The following is a 20,802-nucleotide window of genomic DNA, read 5'->3' as shown; positions in this document are numbered from 1 at the left end:
TACGGACCTACGGCCCTGCGCACCTCACCATGAGGGCTAATCTTCCGCGCAATATGGCACTTTCACCGGAAATGGGTTTCATGCAGCCGGAATTGGTTTAATGCGACGTTGCTTATTCCATCCTCATCCTGAGGCGCGAGCCCGGAGGGCGAAGCCTCGAAGGACGAGGATGGCCCGGGATAGGTGGCAACCGCGTTATGGGAGGAGCGCAAAAATCCCGCCAACGTCGCCTTTAGGCTCGACTCTTTCGAAATTTCATGTCACTCCGCTGCCATGAACCCCGATATCAAAATTTGCGGTCTGAAGACGCCGGAAGCGGTGGATCGTGCTCTCGAGCGCGGCGCCACCCATATCGGCTTTATCTTCTTTGAAAAAAGCCCGCGCTATATCGAGCCGGATCTCGCCGGCGAGCTTGCCGAGCGCGCGCGCGGCAAGGCGAAGGTTGTCGCCGTCACGGTCAACCCGACCAATGACGATCTCGATGAGATCATGTCGCTGGTGAAGCCGGATATGCTGCAGCTCCACGGCAATGAGAGCCCCGAGCGTGTCTTGACCATCAAAGCGGTCTATAATGTCCCCGTCATGAAGGCCATGTCGGTGCGAGACGCCGACGATCTGAAGCGGGTGGAATCCTATATCGGCATTGCCGACCGCTTCCTGTTCGACGCCAAGCCGCCTGTTGGTTCGGAGCTGCCGGGCGGAAATGGCGTATCCTTCGATTGGAGCCTAATGAGTTGGGTCGACGATCGAGTGGACTATATGCTGTCCGGCGGTGTCAACAAGGACAATGTCGCCGAAGCATTGGCCTCCACCAAGGCCAGCGGCATCGATCTTTCCTCGGCGCTGGAAAGTGCGCCTGGTGTGAAGGATCTCGGCAAGATCGACCAGTTTTTCGACGCTTTTGCAGAAGCATGTCTGCCGGAACCGGCAGCAGGGAGTAGAAAGTGAACCAGACGCCTAAACCCAATTCCTTCCGCTCCGGCCCCGACGAGGATGGCCGTTTCGGCATTTACGGCGGACGTTTCGTAGCCGAAACGCTCATGCCGCTGATCCTGGATCTGCAGGAGGAATGGGCGAAGGCGAAGGACGATCCCGCGTTCCAGGCGGAGCTGAAGGCTCTCGGCACCCATTATATCGGTCGCCCGAGCCCGCTTTATTTCGCTGAGCGCCTGACGGCCGAGCTTGGTGGCGCCAAGATCTACTTCAAGCGTGAAGAGCTGAACCACACCGGCTCGCACAAGATCAACAACTGCATCGGCCAGATCCTGCTCGCCAAGCGCATGGGCAAGACCCGCATCATCGCTGAAACCGGCGCCGGTCAGCATGGCGTGGCCTCGGCGACGGTTGCCGCCCGCTTCGGCCTACCCTGCGTCGTCTACATGGGCGCGACCGATGTCGAGCGCCAGGCGCCGAACGTCTTCCGCATGAAGCTCTTGGGCGCCGAGGTTGTTCCGGTAACGGCCGGCAGCGGCACGCTGAAGGACGCCATGAACGAAGCCCTTCGCGACTGGGTCACCAATGTCGATGACACCTATTATCTGATCGGTACGGCCGCCGGCCCGCATCCCTATCCGGAAATGGTTCGCGATTTCCAGGCCGTGATCGGCACCGAAGCCCGCGCGCAGATCCTGGAGGCCGAAGGCCGCTTGCCGGATCTCGTCATCGCGGCTGTCGGCGGCGGCTCGAATGCCATCGGCATCTTCCATCCGTTCCTGGATGACGAGGGCGTCAAGATCGTCGGCGTCGAAGCCGGCGGCAAGGGTCTGCAGGGTGATGAGCATTGCGCCTCCATCACCGCCGGTTCGCCCGGCGTGCTGCATGGCAACCGCACCTACCTGCTGCAGGATGGCGACGGCCAGATCAAGGAAGGTCATTCGATTTCGGCCGGCCTCGATTATCCCGGCATCGGCCCGGAACATTCCTGGCTGAATGATATCGGCCGCGCCGAATATGTGCCGATTATGGACCATGAGGCGCTCGAAGCCTTCCAGACGCTGACGCGCCTTGAAGGCATCATTCCGGCGCTCGAGCCGAGCCACGCGCTCGCCGAAGTGATCAAGCGCGCCCCCAAGATGGGCAAGGACCAGATCATCCTGATGAACCTCTCCGGCCGTGGTGACAAGGACATCTTCACCGTCGGCAAGATTCTGGGAATGTGAGTTAGACGCCATGACCGCACGTATGGACAAACGCTTCGCCGCTTTGAAGGCTGAAGGCCGCCCGGCACTCGTCACCTATTTCATGGGCGGCGATCCCGACTACGAGACCTCCCTCGGCATCATGAAGGCGCTGCCCGAAGCCGGCGCCGACGTCATCGAACTGGGCATGCCCTTTTCCGATCCGATGGCCGACGGCCCGGCGATCCAGCTTGCCGGCCAGCGCGCCTTGAAGGCCGGCCAGACGCTGAAGAAGACGCTGCAGCTCGCTACCGATTTCCGGAAAGTCGATGCCGATACGCCGATCGTGATGATGGGCTATTACAATCCGATCTACATCTACGGTGTCGAAAAATTCCTCGATGATGCGCTGGCTGCCGGCATCGACGGCCTGATCGTCGTCGACCTGCCGCCGGAAATGGATGACGAGCTTTGCATTCCGGCGATCCGCAAGGGCATCAACTTCATCCGCCTGGCAACGCCGACCACCGACGACAAGCGCCTGCCGACGGTTCTGAAGAACACGACCGGCTTCGTCTATTACGTCTCTATGAACGGCATCACCGGTTCGGCGCTGCCCGATCCGTCGCTGGTGTCGGGCGCCGTCAAGCGCATCAAGCAGCACACCGAGTTGCCGGTCTGCGTCGGCTTCGGCGTCAAGACCGCCGAGCACGCCAAGCTGATCGGCGCTGCCGCCGATGGCGTCGTCGTCGGTACCGCGATCGTCAATCAGATTGCCACCAGCCTCACGAAGGATGGCAAGGCAACAGCAGACACCATCCAGGCTGTCGCCACCCTGGTGCGCGGCCTGTCGACGGGAACGCGTTCCGCCCGCCTTGTTGCCGCCGAATAGCTTTCCCATATAGGCCTCTCATCAATCCCCTGCGGATTGAGGGGAAAAGCCTATGGGCATTTGGTGACGACTAGGATATCGATTAATTCGGTCGATTAGGAGTTTCGAATTGAACTGGATCACGAACTACGTCCGCCCGCGGATCAATTCCATGCTGGGCCGTCGCGAGGTTCCGGAGAATCTCTGGATCAAGTGCCCGGAAACGGGCGAAATGGTCTTCCACAAGGATCTGGAAGAGAACAAGTGGGTCATCCCCGCATCCGGCTTCCACATGAAGATGCCGGCCAAGGCCCGTCTTGCCGATCTCTTCGACAACGGTGAATACGAAGCCCTGCCGCAGCCGAAGGTCGCGCAGGACCCGTTGAAGTTCCGCGATTCGAAGAAATATACCGACCGCCTGAAGGACAGCCGTTTGAAGACCGAGCAGGAGGATACGATCCTTGCCGGCCTCGGCAAGGTTCGCGGCCTGAAGCTCGTGGCGGTCGTGCATGAATTCAACTTTATCGGCGGTTCGCTCGGCATGGCCGCTGGCGAAGCCATCGTGAAGGCTTTCGAGCGCGCTATCGCCGAAAAATGTCCGCTGGTCATGTTCCCGGCTTCGGGCGGCGCCCGCATGCAGGAAGGCATCCTGTCGCTGATGCAGCTGCCGCGCACAACGGTCGCCGTCGACATGCTGAAGGAAGCTGGCCAACCCTACGTCGTGGTTCTGACCAACCCGACGACCGGCGGCGTCACGGCCTCCTACGCAATGCTGGGTGACATTCACCTTGCCGAACCCGGCGCCGAAATCGGCTTTGCCGGCAAGCGCGTGATCGAGCAGACGCTGCGCGAAAAGCTTCCCGAAGGTTTCCAGACTTCGGAGTATCTGCTGGAGCACGGCATGGTAGACATGGTCGTCAAGCGTCATGACATTCCGGACACTTTGGCGACGCTTCTGAAGATCCTGACCAAGGCGCCGGCAAACGACGTATCGGTCAAGAACAAGAATGGCGCGGCACTGGCGATAGCAGCGAGCGCCTGACATCATCGATTGCCGACGGGCGGAGGTGCGGGATGACGTCTATGGATCAGTCCGCAATGAGCGAGGCAGCACGCGAGATCGAGAAGCTCATGGGGTTGCACCCCAAGGGCTTCGATCTTTCTCTGGAACGAATAACCCGCCTGCTCGACGTCCTCGGCAACCCTCATAAAAAATTGCCGCCGGTGATCCATGTCGCCGGCACCAATGGCAAGGGCTCGGTGACGGCCTTTTGCCGCGCGCTGCTCGAAGCGGGCGGCTATAGCGTGCATGTCCATACCTCGCCGCATCTCGTCAACTGGCACGAGCGCTACCGCATCGGCGTCAAGGGCGGCCGCGGCAAGCTCGTCAACGACACCGTGTTCGCCGATGTACTCAAGCGCATCGCCAAGGCAAATGACGGACAGAAGATCACCGTTTTCGAAATCCTGACGGCCGCGACCTTTCTTCTCTTTGCCGAGCATCCGGCCGATGTCGCGATCATCGAGGTCGGACTTGGTGGCCGTTTCGATGCCACCAATGTCCTTTCCGATCCGGCCGCTTCAGTCATTATGCCGATCTCGCTCGATCACCAGCCCTATCTCGGCGACCGCGTCGAACTGATCGCAGCGGAAAAGGCAGGCATCATGAAGCCGGGCCATCCCGTCGTCATCGGCCATCAGGACTATGATGCCGCGCTCGACGTGCTGATCTCGACGGCCGAGCGGCTTCGTTGCCCGACCGCCGTCTTCGGCCAGGATTTTTCCGCCCATGAGGAATATGGCAAGCTGGTCTATCAGGACGAGTTCGGCTTGGCCGATCTGCCGCTACCACGCCTGCCGGGCCGTCACCAATATAGCAATGCCGCTGCCGCCATACGCGCCGTCAAGGCCGCCGGTTTCGTCGTCACCGAGGCGATGATGGAAAAGGCGATGACATCGGTCGAATGGCCGGGCCGCCTGCAGCGGCTGACCGAAGGCGAACTGGTTGCGCATGCGCCGGAACGCGCCGAGATCTGGGTCGATGGCGGCCACAATCCCGGCGCCGGCGAAGTTATCGCCGAAGCCATGGCCAATTTCGAGGAACGCCGGCCACGGGCCTTGTTCCTGATCACAGGCATGATCAACACCAAGGACCCGATCGGCTATTTCAAGGCCTTTGCCGGCTTGGCCGAGAAAGTCTATTGCGTGCCGATCCGAGGCAGCGAAGCCATGGTCGATCCGGTCATCCTGGCCAATGCCGCCTATGATGCCGGCCTCATAGCCGAGCCCATGTCCAGCGTCGTCGAGGCGCTGGATGCCATCAAGGCTCTGGCTGTGCCAAATTCGCCGGCACCGCGCATCCTGATCGGCGGTTCCCTCTATCTGGTCGGCGATGTCCTTGCCGACAACGGCACACCGCCGCGGTGATTTTGGTCGGGTGGTCAGCCACCCGCCCTCGTGCTTCGAGATGGCCTGGGGCCTCCTCAGCATGAGGGCTGACCTTTGCGCCCAGCCGCTCCGGGCTCATTTCGTCGTTGCCTCTGCGTTGCCATGGCGACGAGCCTGCTCCATCCTCCCCCTGAGGCGCGAAGCCTCGAAGGGCGAGGATGGCCCGTGCTCTCCGACCAACAAAAAACCCCGCCGAAGCGGGGCTCTTGTTCCATACGATCGATACCGATCAGGCTGCGCTGGAAATCCAGCTCTGCAGGGCCGTCTTGGGAGCGGCGCCGACCTTGATGTCGGCAACTTCGCCGGCCTTGAACATGGCGAGCGTCGGGATCGAGCGAACGCCGAACTGGGCGGCCAGTTCCGGGTTTTCGTCGATGTTGAGCTTGGCAACCTTGACCTTGCCTTCGAACTGCACGGCGAGTTCTTCCAGAGCCGGGGCGATCATCTTGCACGGACCACACCATTCGGCCCAGAAATCAACGACGACAGGCTCTGCAGACTGCAGCACTTCGGTGGCGAAGTTGGAGGTATCGACTTTAACGGTAGCCATAGGCTGCTCCTTACCAGGATTTGCGGGTTGCTAGATATGTGATGGTGCGGTGCCCAGATGTCAATATTTGGTATTTCACTTTGTCTCGAGCTCCGCAAGCGCCAATGTAAGCGCCCTGTCGGACAGCGTATGGATCGAGGCATTTTCGGTGTAGACCAGCATGCAGTCGATGCGTTTTCCTGGATAGAGCGGCGCAAGAATCTCGCGGTAGATGGCAAGCTGCGCCCGGTGGGCAAAGGGAATAGCGCTTTCCTCAGCAGGCGGCACGCGATTCGTCTTGTAGTCGAGAATGATGACGCGATCATCCAGGTCCGCGAGGCGGTCGATGCGGCCTGAAACGGCATAGGACTGGCTGCCGAGCTTCAGCGTGCCCATGATCGAGACTTCGGCCTGCGCATGAGTGCTGAACGTGCCTTGCAGATCTGGGTGCACCAACAGCGCCAGGACCGAACCGACCAGCGCATCCCGCTCGGCCTGCGGCCAGAAACGCGCCGCCCGTTCAGCGTAGCGTCGGGCGGCATCGGCGCGTTCCTCGGGCGCGATTTCAGGCAAGGTCTGCAGCATACGGTGAATGAAACGACCCTTCTGCAGGGCGCGGTCGGATTTCGCCTTCTCGCCGAAGAGCGCTGACGTGACAAGCAGATCGTCGGCTTCCTCATCGATGACCGTGCCGACGCCGGAGGGGCTTAGCGGCCGTGGTAGGCTTCTTTGCGGCGGCAGTGGCCGATTGAGACCATCAGGCAGGCCGACGCGCTCCGAACGCTTCTCATGCCCTTTTTCGGTCTCGAATTCGAGCTGGACCTGGGCAACCCGCCAGCTCAAGCCCTGCCAGTCGCCATCCGGGCCGGTGAAGGTCTTCTGCGTGCAGTTCAGTTCATGCCCGCGCAGCGCTGCGGAAATCATCGCATGCCAGGTATCGGCATTCTCGCGGATGCCGCGGTAGCCGCAAATGATCAGGCGGTCGGCGGCGCGTGTCATGCCGACATAGAGCAGGCGGCGATATTCCTCCTCCGCCAATGCCTGCAGCCGCGCCGTATCGGCCTGTGTCAGCGAATTGGCGAGCGCCGAGACCGGAACCCAGACCGGCAGCGGGATTTCGTCCTTACCGGTTTCGATCAGCCGCATCTTTGGCAGATGGGTATGGGTAAAGGCCTTGCCGCCACCATCGACGAGGAAGACGATCGGTGCCTCCAGCCCTTTCGAGGCATGCACGGTCATGATCCGCACCTCGTTGCGGTCCTTGTCCTGCTCACGCTTGACCGTTGGCGCTTCCAGCTCCAGCGTCGAGATGAAGGATTGCAGGCCGGGCAGGCCGCTCGTCTCGTGATCGAGTGTGAAGGTCAGGAATTCGTCAAGGATATCGCTGACTTCGGTGCCGAGCCGCGCCAGAAATTTCCGCCTGCCGCCGAAGCTGCCAAGCACGCGCGCATAGAAATCGTGTACGGGCAGGCTCTTGGACAGAGCAAGAAAGGTTCTCAGCCGTTCGACCACCTGCCCGAAGCGGTCATGTCCGTCTGCGGCAAATCTCTGCAGGTGGCTCCAGACGCCTTCCTCGTCATCGCGATAGGCGGCGACCGCAAAGACATCCTCTTCGCTGAGGTCGAACAAGGGGCTCTTCAGCAGCGCACAGAGCGAGAGATCGTCCTCCGGCAGCAACAGGAAACGGCCGAGCGCCAGAAGGTCCTGAATGGCGATATGGCTGGTCAGCACCAGACGATCGGCGCCGGCGACCGGAATGTTGCCGCGCCGCTTCAGGGCGCGGGTCAGCGCGTTGACGAAGCTGTCGCGCTTGCGCACCAGCACGAGAATGTCGCCGGCTTCGATGAAGCGGGCTTTACCCTTCTCGATGATCGTTTCCCGGCCGATGAGATTGCCGATCGTATGCGCCATCCGCCGCGCCAGGATGGCAGCAGGTGCGCTCTCCGGGGTCGAATCGAACGGTGCCGTCCAGTCCTCTTCCTTGGCGGCCGGCTCCGGCGCAATCATTTCCCAGAGGTCGACGGCGCCGGGATGGCCGATGCGGCTGGAACGATGCACGACAGGCTCGTTAACGGCGCTAAGCCCCCGGGCATTCTCCGGACTGGTGAAGACATGATCGACGGCGCCGAGCACATCGGCCGTCGAGCGGAAGGACAGCGGCAGGCGGATCGATGAGAATTGCTGACCGCTCGCTGCCACGCGCCGTCTTGTGCGGTCGCTCTCCTCGGAGAATCGTTCGGGACGGGCGCCCTGGAACGAATAGATCGATTGCTTCTCGTCACCCACGGCAAAGATCGTGCGCAGCGTCGGCCGGGCGCTGTCACCGGAGAAGAAATCCTCTGCCAACGACTGGATGACGCTCCACTGGATCGGACTCGTATCCTGCGCCTCGTCGACGAGAATGTGATCGATGCCCTGATCCAGCTTGTAATGGATCCACGGCCCGACATCCTTCTTGGTCAGAAGATCGGCCGTGCGGGTGATGAGATCTTCGAAATCGAGCTGGCTGCGCCGCTTCTTCAGTTCCTCATAGTCGCGGTTCAGACGATCGGCGAGAATAAGCGCGGCATGGGTGGCCCGATACATCCGCATCAGCTTCAGCCGGTCGCGGCTGGCAACGACATGGGCTCGCGCCGCAGCCACGGCATCGGCGAGGGCAGGCGCATCGGCGAGCATTGCCTTGACGAAGAACTGGCTGTCCGATTTCGGCTCGCCCTTGGCGGTCAGCATGGCCTTTTCGAGGATCTCGGCGCGGGCGAGCGGATCTGCCTCGCGCTTGGCAAGGCGCAGCGCATAAGCCACTTCCTGCGCCTTGGCGCCCCCCTTGTCGTCGGCAAGCGTTAGGTAAAGCTCCAGCGTTGCACCAGACAGACCGGGCAACGGCCAATATTGCTCAGCAATGCTCGTTTCCGTCTCACCGGGCGAAAGGCCAAGTCGAGCAAGCAACGCAGTTTCGACGCCCCCGTTGCGTTCGGCCGTCTCGGTAAAGCGGCGGATCGCATTGCGATTGGCAATGATATCGCCAAGCAGCGTCTCAAGGCCGGATTCATCACCGAGATCGAGCACATAGTCGAAAGCACGCGCCAGTTCGGCGTCGCCGTTCGGCGTCGTTGCCGTCAGCAACGCGCGGCGGGCATCGTCGAGCAGCACTTCAGCGGCGCGATCGTCGAGAACGGAGAAATGTCCGGCGACGTTTGCTTCGAGCGGGAACTGGTGCAGCAAGGCCTCGCAAAAGGCATGGATGGTCTGGATCTTCAGCCCACCCGGCGTTTCCAGCGCCTTGGCAAACAGCCGGCGCGCCTCGGCGAGCTTGAAGAGATCAGGCTCCTTGCCCTCGATATCGGCAATGCGCGTCTTCAGCTCCTCATCCGGCATGGTTGCCCAGGCCGCGAGCCGATCGAAGACGCGGTTCGACATTTCGGAAGCGGCGGCCTTGGTATAGGTCAGGCAGAGGATCGCCGAGGGCCGCGCGCCGGAAAGAAGCAGGCGGATGACGCGTTGCGTGAGCACATGTGTCTTGCCGGAACCGGCATTGGCCGAAACCCAGGCCGAGCGTTCGGGATCGGAGGCGATCGATTGCTGGATCGTCGTCCAGCTGATCCAGACGCCGGGATCGTCGCTTTCGGGCAGGATGGCGATATCATCGGCGGGAAAATCACTCATCGCCGCCGCCTTCCTGCTCGGTCTCGGCCGTCGACCATTCCGAAACGCGGGCGAGGTGATCGTAGTCACCGCCATATTCGAACTGCTGGGCCGGGATCAGCCGCGAGGAAAACCCCTTCTCGCCCGATTGCAGCAGCGAGACGAATTTCACCAGCTGGTCCATCGATTCCTGCGCGAGATCCATAGCCGACTTGGTTTCCGTCTTGCCGCCGCGGCTGGAATGCTCATTGTTGACCTGGTCGACCTTGAAGCGATCGCCGGGCCGCAAGCGGACATAGAGCAGGTTTTCGGGTATGAGTGCGCCGATATTGCGGAAGGCACCGGCCTTCAGCGCATAGGCTTCCAGTGCCAGCTGTGGATCGAGCAGCGCACGCGCCTGTGGCGGAGAGGGATTGTAGCCGGTCTTGTAGTCGATGAGATCGGCACCCTCGTCGCTTTTGATGTCGATACGGTCGGCAACGCCGGTCAACCGAATGCCGATCGGCTCGATCTCGACGCCGGCCGGCACCTCCGTCGCCGTTTTGCGAACCGCCGGCCGCCGTTCCGCTTCCCAGTCAAGGAAGGCGCGCGCCACTTCGCGGAAACGCGGTCGCCAGACGCTGTCGATATGAACGGGCAGCCGCTCGGCATCGAAGAGCTCGGCGATGATCCGATCCATGGCCAGCGCCGCATCCGGCGTGCCGGCCACATGCCCTTCGCGGACGAAACGATCGATGATCTTGTGATAGAGCGTACCACGTTCGGCTGGGCCGGGATCGCGATTGAACGGCTCCACAGGATCGAGCCGCAGCACGCGCCGGGCGTAGATCGCATAGGGATCGCGCCGGAGTCGCCCCACTTCGCTGAAGGAATAGCTTTTCGGCTGCAGCTCTGCAGGGGGCTTCGGTGCCGGCCGCAGCGCCGGCGCCTGGTTTTCTCCCTCGTCGATCATCCCTGCCCACTGGCGATACTGGTCGCCGCGCGCCTTCATTGCGTCCTCTAATTCTTTGCCGCCAAGCGCTATCAGCCGCTGCAGCCAGCGCGACGCGACTGTCGGTGTCGAGCCCTGACGCAGCGCGCGGGAATAGATCAGATCGCGCGTGCCGTTCGCCATTTCGAAATCGTGCGCGAGCTGGCCGATGCGGCGCTCCGGCGGCTCCAGGCCGATCTCTGTCTTCATGCCGCGCGAAATGAAGGGATTGTTTGCCGTCTGCCCCGGCCAAGATCCTTCGTTCAACCCGCCGAGGATCAGCGTGTCGACGCTCTGTAGGCGTGCTTCCAGCGTACCGAAGATGAAGAGGCGAGGATGGCTGAGCGCGCGGGGTTTCACCGCCTGACCCACGCAGAGCGCTGCCATGATATCGATCCACTGCACACCGTCGGCTTCGAGCTGGCCATCGGTCTCGATGACGTCCCGAAGCAGGCTGGCAAGCGTGTCCCCGGCTTCGCCCGCCCAAAGGCCCGCCAGGCTGCCACGTTCATCGACGGCTGTGGCTTCCAGGGCACGGCCTGTGCGTTCGGCCCAATTCGAAAGTGTGAGGAGACCCTCTGACGCGGGCAGGGAAAGCGCCGATATCAGCGGTTCGCATGCCGCGGTCACTCGCTGGGCGAGCGCCCGCGCATGCTCGATGGCCTCAGGCGGCAGCGCTTTGCGCCATTGCGGCGCGTGGCGGTCATGGGCCTGCTCCGCCACGCGGTCGTCGAGCAGGGCTTCCAGCCTGCCGATATCGATGTTGTCGACACCGCCCCTGAGCGCCAGGATCTCCAGCGCATCGACGCCTGGCTGGTGTATCTCTGCCGGCAGGCCGAACAAGGCGAGGGGATGCTTGAGCAGTGAGACGACCGCAACGGGATCGGCAGGGCGAAGGGATGCCTCCAGCAGCAATTGCAGCAACGTACCCTGTGGCGTGGCATTCAGCGGCGTTCCGGCCGAATCGTCGGCGGTGATGCCGAAACGGGCAAGCTCGGCCGTTACGCGCCGCGCGAGATTGCGGTCGGGCGTGATCAGGGCTGCCTGGCTTTCACCGCCGTTGCGCCCCGGCTTGTCCAAAGCGAGCCGCAAGGCGATGGCGATAGCGGTCGCCTCCTCGCGCTCATTGGCCGCCTCGATCAGCGCCACGTCGGCGAACGCATTCGAGATGGCATCGGGAGCGAGCGTCTTGCGCCAGCTTCCCCAGCCGCTCGTCGCCTTGGCCGGCGCCAGCGCTCGCGACAGAATCTGCGCCCGCATCTGCATGGTATCAGACGCATCCGCGACAGGTTCGACATCGCGCCGGGTGACGTGCAATCGTTTCAGCAGCAGCGAAAGACCATATTGCGGATGGCTGCGGGTGGTTGGATCGGCTCTCTCGCCAATCGATGTCTCCGGCGCCACCAGCTGCCAATCTTCCTCCGGCATCGCAAGATCGAGGCCAGGCAGGACGATCACGCCCTGCGGCAGGGCGGCGACGGCTGCGATCAGTTCCGCAGTGGCCGGCACCGAGCCCGTCGAGCCGGCAATGATGACTGGGCCAGGGTGCCGCATGGTGGACATACGCTGCGCTTCGGCACGCAGAATGGCGTTGCGGTTGCGGGCGGGCGATGATTTGCCGAGTTCTTCGAGGCGCGCCGGCCAGAAGGCGCTGGCGATCGCCAGGAATTCGGCCGTCAGCTGCCACCAGAGCGCATGATCCTCCGCGCTGAGGCTGGCAAGCTCGCTCCATTCGCGATCCTCGGTCTCCAGCGAATCGATGAGCTCGGCGAGATTGCGTGCGAGCCATATGGCATCCGCCGGGCTGGCCGGCGCCACCAGCGGCGAATCGGAGTGAATGTCGCGGACGATCTGCGGCAGCTTGTTGCGCCACGCAAGGATCAGCCGCGCCAGCTCAAGAAGCCGCGCCGTATTGGCAAGCGGTTGCGCGAGATCCGCCGTTTCGGGCAAGGCTTCTTCGAAATAGCCGCTGTCATCGTCCGTTTCGCCCAGCGGGCGAATGATCGGCAGGATAGCGGAGCGGCCGCCGAGCAGATCGACGAATTCCGAGCGCAGCACGCGCGCCGCGCGCCGCGTCGGCAGGAAGATGCTGACCTTGGCGAGCGACAACGGGTCGCTCGGATCATGGCGGAAATGCTCGGTCAGCCGCCCGTCGCAGAGCGCCGTCGCCAGCGTTTTCAGGAAGGGCAGGCCTGCCGGAATCGTCAGAATGCGCTGCCGGTGTCCGCCTGCCATAGGCTCACGCAAACGCCCGGAAAGTCCGGATCGTTTCCTCCGCCTCGCCAACAGCCTCCGGCGTGCCGACAGTCAGCCAATGGCCGTCGAGCATGGTGCCATAGAGCCGGCCGCGCTCGATGGCCTTGTCGAAGTAGATATTGACGTTGAAGGCATCATCAGGCGCATCATCGAGGAAAGAGGGGCTCATCGCGATTGCGCCGGCATAGACGACACCGTCGCGTCCGACATCGCGGTAGCGGGCGAGCCTTCCGTCTTGCGCCATGGCGAAGTCATTCTTGCCGTTATGGCCTGTGGTCCGTTCTAGTTCGACGCAGAGCATAGCCATGTCCATGAGCTGCTCGTCGTAGAATCCGGCTAACTTTTCCAGATTGGTGGGATGGCCTGGCTTCTCGCCGATCCAGAACAGATCGGCGTTCATAACGAATACCGGATCGCGGCTCAGAAGTTTCAGGCCTTTGACGAGGCCGCCGCCATTGTTCATCAGCGCGTCCCGCTCGTCGGAAATCAGGATTTCAAGGCCGCGATAGCTGCGGAGATGCGCCTCCATCTGGTCGGCATGGTGATGGACGTTGACGACGGCCCGCTCGACACCCGCCTGCACCAACGCATCCAGCGCATAATCGATCATCGGCTTGCCGGCGATCTTCACCAGCGGCTTCGGGATAGTGTCCGTGATCGGCCGCATGCGGGTTCCAAGCCCCGCCGCCAATACCATGGCTTGCTTGATGGTCATTTCGTCTCGAACTTTCGATTCATATCTTCTTTCCATAGCACAAGGCCGGAAAGCCGTCGCCAGTCCCTGGCTGTTATGCTCGACCGATTCCGGCCTTTTCGCACCATTCTCGCAGAGGTGCGAGCGCTTCGTGCTCGAAGGCGATGGCGAGGTAGGCGAGTGTGCGCGGCATGTGCTTCAGATATCCCGGCTTGCCGTCGCGTTGGAGCAGCCGCACCCAGAGGCCGGCAAGCTTGCAATTGCGCTGTGCCGACATGATCGCCCAGCTCTTCAGGAACTTGGCTTCGTCGAAGCCGCCCTGAGCATGGCGCAGTGCGAGATAATCGACCATTAGCTGGTCATGCAGATCGCGTTCGATCGTCACGCGCGCATCCTGCACCAGCGAGGCGACGTCATAGGAGGTCGGCCCGATCATCGCATCCTGGAAGTCGATGAGGCCGATACGCTTTATGCCCTGTTCATGCGCCCGCCAGATGATGTTTGGCGAATGCATGTCACGCAGCAGCAGGTTCTTTTCCGCATCCTCGAGCTGATCGATCAGCTTGTCCCAGATCGCGAGATAGTCGGCCCGTTCCTCATCGCTTGCCGGCGTGCCGCGCTTCCAGGGTAGATGCCAGTCGAGCAGCAGCCGCGCTTCCATCTTCATGGCGGTCCGGTCGAAATCCGGAATGTGATGGATGTGATCCGGCGTGACTGGAATATCGCCGGGAATCGAAAGGCTGTGTAGATGCGCAAGGCAGGCAACGCTGGCCCGATAGCGCTCGGCAATCGGCTTGCCTTCGGCATCGAGAACGCCATCGGTGCCGAGGTCCTCGATCAGAAGAATACCCTTGTCGTAATCGGCGGCAAAGATTTCCGGAGCGGCAAAGCCGTTTTCGCGGAGGATATTGGCGATCGCCACGAAGGGATAGGCATCCCAAGCCAGATGCGCGACCTTCGGATAGGGTTTCCCATCGAGCACCGGCGGCCCTTCCGGGAGGCGCGGCCAATCCATCAGGATCACGCGGCTGCCGCCATCCTTTGGATAGATGGACTCATAGGCACGCAGCGAGGCATCGCCCGTGAGGAAACGTCTGGCGGCACTGCGATAGCCGTGCGAATCGAGAAAGGCGCGGATGGCCAATACGCGCTCGATGCGCGCCATCTGCTTGGCCGGTGCCGCAATCACGGCGCACCGCCCTTCGCCTTCATGCGTCAGCTTGAGGTCGACGCGCTCTTTTGGCAATTCGTCCTCGGCCATTTCAGGCCATTCCACAAGGCAGATCCCGGTCTGCAGGGCCTCGTCGAAGCCGAGTTCCGTCAATTCGCTGGGATCGCCGAGGCGATAGAGATCGAAATGCGAGACGGGGATACGCAGCTCGTAGGATTGCACGAGCGTAAAGGTTGGGCTTGGCACGTCCAGTTCGGCATCGTCGGCCATGGCGCGCAGCAGCGCGCGTGCCAGCGAGGATTTCCCCGCACCGAGATCGCCTGATAGCGCCAGACAGTCGCCGACCTTCAGGGCCAGCGCCAGATCTTCGCCGAGCTGAGCCGTGGCGGCGTCATCTGCGAGGAAAAGCGAAATGCTGCTCTCTGAGGCTGTCATTCTGCTGCGACGGAGTGAGGCAGTTCCGCCGAAGGAATCCGGCAGGTGACCGTCGTTCCCTTGCCCGGCTGGCTTTCGATCGAAACCTCGCCTTCATGCAGGCTGACGAAGCTTTCGACTATGGAAAGGCCGAGGCCGGCGCCGCTGCGCTTGCCACCCTTGCCGCCGGAGGCGAAGCGGTTGAAAACCGTGTTGATCAGATCCTCGGGAATGCCTGGACCTTTATCCGAGACAGAGAAGACGAAATCCGTGCCTTCGCGTCCGCATTTCAGCGAGATCGTCGATCCCTCGGGCGCGAAATTGGCGGCATTGGTCAGAAGTTTCAGCAGGATCTGCTTCAGCCGCTGCTGATCGGCAACGATAGAGCCGAGATGCGCCGGCACGGTGATTTCAAGCATCACGCCGCTTTCCTGCAGCCGGTCGGCGATCTGCATCGAGACTTCGTCGAGCAGGTCGTTGAGCATGATTTCGGAATAGTTCAGCCGCATGATGCCGGCATCGAGCGTCGCAAGATCAAGAATGTCGTTGACCAGCGTCAGCAGCACGGACGACGAGGTGGAGATATGGTCGATATATTCGGCCTGGCGCTCGTTCAGCGAGCCGATGCCCGGCGTCTTCAGGAGGTCGGTAAAGCCGATGATATTGGTCAGCGGCGAACGCAGCTCGTAGGAGACGTGCTGGACGAAATCGTTCTTCAGCTCGTCCGCCTTCAGCAGCGCTTCGTTCTTCTCGGTCAGGGCGCGCTCGGCGCGCACGCTGTCGGTCTTGTTGACGAATGTCAGCATGGTCTGTGCATTCGGCAGAGGAATGACGGCGTAGTCGAGTACAAGATTGGAGTAAAGTTCCAGCGTGCCCTGCGATGAGGGCCGCTCGTCGTCGAAACTGGTGATCTGCTCGGCAAACCGCTTCCACCCGTCCGGCCGGTCGTAAGAAGGCGCGCACGCCTCGGCCAGGGCTTGAATATGCGTCCCAGGCTTCGCCTGTGCCTCTGTGATGTTCCAGAGAATGCGGAAGGCCGGGTTCGACAGGCGGATGCGGCCATCGGGACCGAAAACGGCGACGCCTTCGGACAGATGGTCGATGGTTTCACCCTGGACCTTGAGCAGCGTGTTGTAGCGGGTTTCGAGATCGACCTGTTCAGTCAGGTTCTCGAACACCCAGGTCGCACCCCCTTGAGGATGCGCCGTGGCGAAGACCCGGAGAATCTGGCCGTTCGGCAGATGCCAGAGATCGGTCTGTGTATCGAGTGCGCGATAGACCGAAAGAACACCGTCCTTCCACGTCTTCCAGTTCAGCTGCTCGGGCAGCTTCTTGGCGCTGCGCAGCCTGTCCAGAAGCTCGCTGTTGTCGGGGCGCTTTTCGAGGAATGCGATGTCGAGTTCCCACAACTGGACGAAAGCCTGATTGTAGAATTGCAGCCGCCGATCGCCGTCGAAGATCGCAACCGGCGTTGCCAGATGATCGAGCGTCTCGGCGTGGCTCTTCAGCGTGCGTGCGAGCTCCGCCCGAACGCCTTCCGCCTCGGAGACGTCGATGGCGATGCCGGCGGAACCGTTCGGAGCCTTCACATCGACGACATCGAAGAAGATGCGGTTGCCATGCACGACGGTTGAAATCTTGTCGTGGAATGGCGACTCCGGCGTGGCTGCCGCACGAATGCGCTCGCGGGTCACGGTCGTCAGGAATTCCCGTCCCTCTCGCACGGCCTCATCGGTCGAAACTGCTTCCACGGCCTCGCCATAGGCCTGATTGACCCAGGTGAGCTTGCCTTCCGCATCGCGCTGCCAGACCGGCAGGTCGATGGCATCGAGCAGGTTCTGGAAGGTGGAGATCGAGGTCATCAGCCGGTCGCGTTCGATCTTCAGCTCGGCGAGTTCGGCGCGCAGGTTGTTGAGCGCGATGAAGCGGACGAAGGCGCGCCCGCCGGAAATGCGGCCTTGCGCTTCCAGAATTTCGTCGCGATTGGTCTCGACCACCATGTCGAAGCTCTGGCCGCTGCTGCGCAGCGTGTCGATAGCCTTGTCAAGCTCGCCGGCCGACCATGATTTCAACCAGCGGCCGAAGGCGAGGAATTCATTGTCCTGCGGCGCGCCGGTCTCGACCGGAAGCTGGCCGAGCAGTTCGGGCCGCGCATTCGGGCCATCCCAGATGACGATGCGGCGGTTCTTGTCGGCAATCAGCGCCTGATATTGCGAAATACGCTGGTTGGCGTCCGAAAGGGCCGTACGGATCTCGCGGCTTTCGCTTTCCATGTTGCCGCGTTGGCGCACCATCCACATGGTCGAGAGGAGCGCGGCGGAGATCACGCCGATAATGACGGAGAAGACGGCCATTTCCGAAGAGGTGAAAAGGCGCATGCTCGCCTGCGCGGCATCATTGCTCTGAGCGAGAACGGGACCTGCCAGGCCGGTCATGAGACCGCCGAAAACGCTGAGCCGCAGTAAGCGGGCCAGACGCGCCAGCCGACCTTTGCCCTGCTTCGTTTTTGTTGAAAGCCGATATGCACTACCCCGCTGCAACCGCGTCGCCACTCGATGTAGCGCTGGTTGATGCAGGTTGTCTTCCCCTTCAAACATAAGAGGTCTGTCTCCGTCCTATAATGTGCCGCATCCTGACAAGACATCCCATTTTCATGGCTCCGGGCACGCCCGGTTCGTCACGAATCAAGTGTAAAAACAATACTGCCTAGGAGAATCTGGGGGAAGGGAGCTGGCTAAAAAATAAGCCCCGGCATTTGTCAATGCCAGGGCCACAAGATGTTGTGGATACTGTTTTAATAATCAGTATCTGTAGTGGTCTGACTTAAATGGACCCTGCGGCGTCACGCCGATATACGCAGCCTGCTCGCTGGAAAGCTCCGTCAGCTTCACGCCAAGCTTGGCAAGATGCAGACGGGCAACTTTCTCGTCGAGGTGCTTCGGCAGAACGTAGACTTCGTTCTTGTACTGGCCGGGTTTGGTGAAAAGCTCGATCTGCGCCAGCGTCTGGTTGGTGAAGGAGGCCGACATCACGAAGGACGGGTGGCCAGTGGCGTTGCCGAGGTTTAAGAGGCGACCTTCCGACAGCAGGATGATGCGGTTGCCCTTGGCGAACTCGACCATGTCGACCTGCGGCTTGATGTTCGTCCACTTCAGGTTCCGCAGGGCGGCAACCTGGATCTCGTTGTCGAAGTGGCCGATATTGCCGACGATCGCCATGTCCTTCATCGCGCGCATATGGTCGATGCGGATGACATCCTTGTTGCCCGTCGTGGTGATGAAGATGTCGGCCGAGGAAACGACGTCCTCGAGCTGAACGACTTCATAGCCGTCCATGGCAGCCTGCAGGGCGCAGATCGGGTCGACTTCCGTGACCTTGACGCGGGCGCCGGCGCCGGAGAGCGAAGCGGCAGAACCCTTGCCGACATCGCCGTAACCGCAGACGACGGCGACCTTGCCGGCCATCATGACGTCGGTGGCGCGGCGGATACCGTCGACCAGCGATTCCTTGCAGCCATACTTGTTGTCGAACTTCGACTTGGTGACGCTGTCGTTGACGTTGATGGCCGGGAAGGGCAGCAGGCCCTTCTGGCTGAGCTGGTAGAGGCGGTTGACGCCCGTGGTGGTTTCCTCGGTCACGCCCTTGATGGCGTCGCGCTGCTTGGTGAACCAGCCAGGCGTTGCCTGCAGGCGCTTCTTGATCTGCGCGAAGAGGATTTCCTCTTCTTCCGAATGCGGATGGGAGAGCACGTCCTCGCCGGCTTCGGCGCGAGCGCCGAGCAGGATGTACATCGTGGCGTCGCCACCGTCGTCGAGGATCATGTTGGAGAGGCCGCCATCAGCCCACTGGAAGATCTTGTCCGTGTAGGTCCAGTAGTCCTCAAGGCTTTCACCCTTGACGGCGAAGACCGGAACGCCGGATGCGGCGATGGCCGCGGCGGCATGGTCCTGCGTCGAGAAGATGTTGCACGATGCCCAGCGCACCTGAGCGCCGAGGGCCACCAGCGTCTCGATGAGAACGGCCGTTTGAATCGTCATATGCAGCGAGCCGGTGATGCGTGCACCCTTCAGCGGCTGCGCTTCGCCGAATTCGGCGCGGCAAGCCATCAGGCCTGGCATCTCGGTTTCGGCGATTGCGATTTCCTTGCGACCATAGTCGGCAAGGCCGATATCGGCGACGATGTAGTCCTTTTCAGCGCTCATCAATGAGTCTCCAGCCTGAACGATGCAATCGCGCCGCGGGCAGACGCCTCAGCCGAATGCAACAAGAATTGCACGCTATAGCGTGTAGGAATGATGCCGTGTAGCAGGCTTCAGGGTGGAAATCAATGATGATATAAAGAAGTCTTTATGTCTTTATATCCACAGGGGGGGGAGGCGGAAAAGCCTAGATTTCCTCGCCGAACTTGTTGGCGACGAGCTGGTCGAGCGCCTCGAGCGCTTCGGCGGCCTGATTGCCGCTTGCCGTGACAAGCACGCTGCAGCCGGGGCTGGCGGCGAGCATCATGAGGCCCATGATCGAGGTGCCGCCGACGGTGGTGCCGTCCTTTGAAACGGTGATGGCGGCGTCGTAGGCTTCGACGGTCTGCACGAATTTAGCCGACGCGCGGGCATGCAGACCCCGCTTGTTGATGATCAGGAGTTCCCGGGAAAGCTCGGTCATGGGGGCGGTGTTTGCCTCGTTATTTGCCACTGAGCACACGGCTGGCCACGTTGATATATTTGCGCCCGGCCTCTGAAGCTTCCACCAGGGCCCTTTCCATGTTGTTGTCGCCGCGCACGCCCGCGAGCTTGATCAGCATCGGCAGATTGACGCCGGCGATGACCTCGGTGTGGCCGCTATTCATGACGGAGATTGCGAGATTGGAAGGAGTGCCGCCGAACATATCGGTGAGGATGATGACGCCGTGCCCGTCGTCGGCACCGGCAACGGCCTGCAGAATATCCTGCCGGCGCTTGTCCATGTCGTCTTCGGGACCAATGCATACCGTTTCTATGAACTTCTGCGGACCAACGACATGCTCGACAGCATGTCGAAACTCTTCAGCCAGCTTGCCATGAGTGACAAGCACAAGTCCAATCATGATATTACTGCTCCCATCGCATACGCAAACAGGTGGCCCATATCGCAATGCAGCAATGTCGTCCACCAGTGGGGGGACATCTTGGCGATGAAAAGACGAAGTGCAAGCTTAAAATACAGGATTTACGCGCCTATGCGGGCCTAAATGGCCGATTCACCAAAACTCGCGCCGATTTTCGCCATTATTATGGCAAGCGGATTCGCAGAGGTTGCGGCCAATCGGATCAATGGCAACCGAGCAGATGCGGTAATATCGATCTGCTCATCCTCGGGTGGTAGTCTTTCCGCCGTTGCCGGGTCGACAGAGCGAACGGCAAAATGCATTTCGGCCTCGGAAATATAAGGCATGCGAACGATACCGGTGTAGCGGATTTCCATAAGCCCTGCGATCGAGGGCGGGCATTTCGCAATGATGGAGCCGTTCTGTTCGGCAATCAGCACGCGGTCGTCTGCGACCAAGCTTGCCGTCAATCCCAGCGGCTTGGCAGCCGCAAGGCAGGAGAAGGCGAGGGCGGATTTGCCGCTGCCCGAAGGGCCAAGGAACAGCAGCCCCGTCCTGCCGATGACGATCGCCGTTGCGTGGATATTGGTCGCCTCACCCGTCATGC

At 61.5% G+C, this 20,802-nt stretch carries 15 protein-coding genes; 5 read left to right on the top strand and 10 right to left on the bottom strand.

Annotated features, from left to right (window positions below; all coding sequences use genetic code 11):
- Positions 1-273 precede the first annotated feature (273 nt).
- From AC13QY_RS31205 to AC13QY_RS31185, 5 genes are all read left to right on the top strand, one after another.
- Complete coding sequence (locus AC13QY_RS31205) at positions 274-948, top strand: phosphoribosylanthranilate isomerase (protein WP_069613928.1); 675 nt, start codon at positions 274-276, stop codon at positions 946-948.
- A complete protein-coding gene (gene trpB, locus AC13QY_RS31200; RefSeq protein WP_113501789.1) occupies positions 945-2,159 on the top strand; it encodes a tryptophan synthase subunit beta in 1,215 nt (404 codons plus the stop codon). Before AC13QY_RS31205 ends, trpB begins: the two co-directional genes overlap by 4 nt.
- A gap of 10 nt (positions 2,160-2,169) precedes the next feature.
- Positions 2,170-3,009: a tryptophan synthase subunit alpha gene (gene trpA, locus AC13QY_RS31195; protein ID WP_113501790.1), complete on the top strand. Its 840-nt coding sequence runs from the start codon at positions 2,170-2,172 to the stop codon at positions 3,007-3,009.
- Between the two features lie 109 nt (positions 3,010-3,118).
- Entirely contained in the window at positions 3,119-4,030 is a 912-nt protein-coding gene (accD, locus tag AC13QY_RS31190) for an acetyl-CoA carboxylase, carboxyltransferase subunit beta (protein WP_069613931.1), read from the top strand.
- 32 nt (positions 4,031-4,062) lie between these two features.
- Positions 4,063-5,415: a bifunctional folylpolyglutamate synthase/dihydrofolate synthase gene (locus AC13QY_RS31185; RefSeq protein WP_488494502.1), complete on the top strand. Its 1,353-nt coding sequence runs from the start codon at positions 4,063-4,065 to the stop codon at positions 5,413-5,415.
- Between the two features lie 250 nt (positions 5,416-5,665).
- On the opposite strand, the gene trxA is transcribed toward AC13QY_RS31185, so the two are convergent.
- The 10 genes from trxA to AC13QY_RS31135 form a co-directional block, all read right to left on the bottom strand.
- Positions 5,666-5,986, bottom strand: a complete 321-nt coding sequence (gene trxA, locus AC13QY_RS31180; protein ID WP_069613933.1) for a thioredoxin — start codon at positions 5,984-5,986, stop codon at positions 5,666-5,668.
- A gap of 75 nt (positions 5,987-6,061) precedes the next feature.
- Positions 6,062-9,628: a double-strand break repair helicase AddA gene (gene addA / locus AC13QY_RS31175; RefSeq protein ID WP_488494501.1), complete on the bottom strand. Its 3,567-nt coding sequence runs from the start codon at positions 9,626-9,628 to the stop codon at positions 6,062-6,064.
- Positions 9,621-12,812, bottom strand: a complete 3,192-nt coding sequence (addB, locus tag AC13QY_RS31170) for a double-strand break repair protein AddB (protein ID WP_113501792.1) — start codon at positions 12,810-12,812, stop codon at positions 9,621-9,623. The genes addA and addB overlap by 8 nt, the downstream gene beginning before the upstream one ends.
- Before the next feature lie 4 nt (positions 12,813-12,816).
- Positions 12,817-13,548, bottom strand: a complete 732-nt coding sequence (locus AC13QY_RS31165; protein ID WP_113501793.1) for a nucleotidyltransferase family protein — start codon at positions 13,546-13,548, stop codon at positions 12,817-12,819.
- A 73-nt stretch (positions 13,549-13,621) separates the two neighbouring features.
- Positions 13,622-15,133 (bottom strand): tRNA (adenosine(37)-N6)-threonylcarbamoyltransferase complex ATPase subunit type 1 TsaE, encoded by a 1,512-nt coding sequence (tsaE, locus tag AC13QY_RS31160; protein WP_113501794.1) that lies wholly within the window; start codon positions 15,131-15,133, stop codon positions 13,622-13,624.
- Positions 15,130-17,547 (bottom strand): PAS domain-containing sensor histidine kinase, encoded by a 2,418-nt coding sequence (locus AC13QY_RS31155; RefSeq protein WP_488494500.1) that lies wholly within the window; start codon positions 17,545-17,547, stop codon positions 15,130-15,132. Before AC13QY_RS31155 ends, tsaE begins: the two co-directional genes overlap by 4 nt.
- A 366-nt stretch (positions 17,548-17,913) precedes the next feature.
- Entirely contained in the window at positions 17,914-19,314 is a 1,401-nt protein-coding gene (gene ahcY / locus AC13QY_RS31150; RefSeq protein ID WP_113501796.1) for an adenosylhomocysteinase, read from the bottom strand.
- A gap of 184 nt (positions 19,315-19,498) precedes the next feature.
- A complete protein-coding gene (locus tag AC13QY_RS31145) occupies positions 19,499-19,774 on the bottom strand; it encodes an HPr family phosphocarrier protein (protein ID WP_069613940.1) in 276 nt (91 codons plus the stop codon).
- Positions 19,775-19,793: 19 nt separating this feature from the next.
- Complete coding sequence (locus AC13QY_RS31140; RefSeq protein ID WP_015338202.1) at positions 19,794-20,195, bottom strand: PTS sugar transporter subunit IIA; 402 nt, start codon at positions 20,193-20,195, stop codon at positions 19,794-19,796.
- A gap of 140 nt (positions 20,196-20,335) precedes the next feature.
- A complete protein-coding gene (locus AC13QY_RS31135) occupies positions 20,336-20,800 on the bottom strand; it encodes an HPr kinase/phosphorylase (protein WP_113501797.1) in 465 nt (154 codons plus the stop codon).
- Positions 20,801-20,802 lie beyond the last annotated feature (2 nt).

The organism is Martinezella sp. CNPSo 3795 (assembly GCF_057784475.1).
This window is presented reverse-complemented; position numbering and strand designations above follow the sequence as displayed.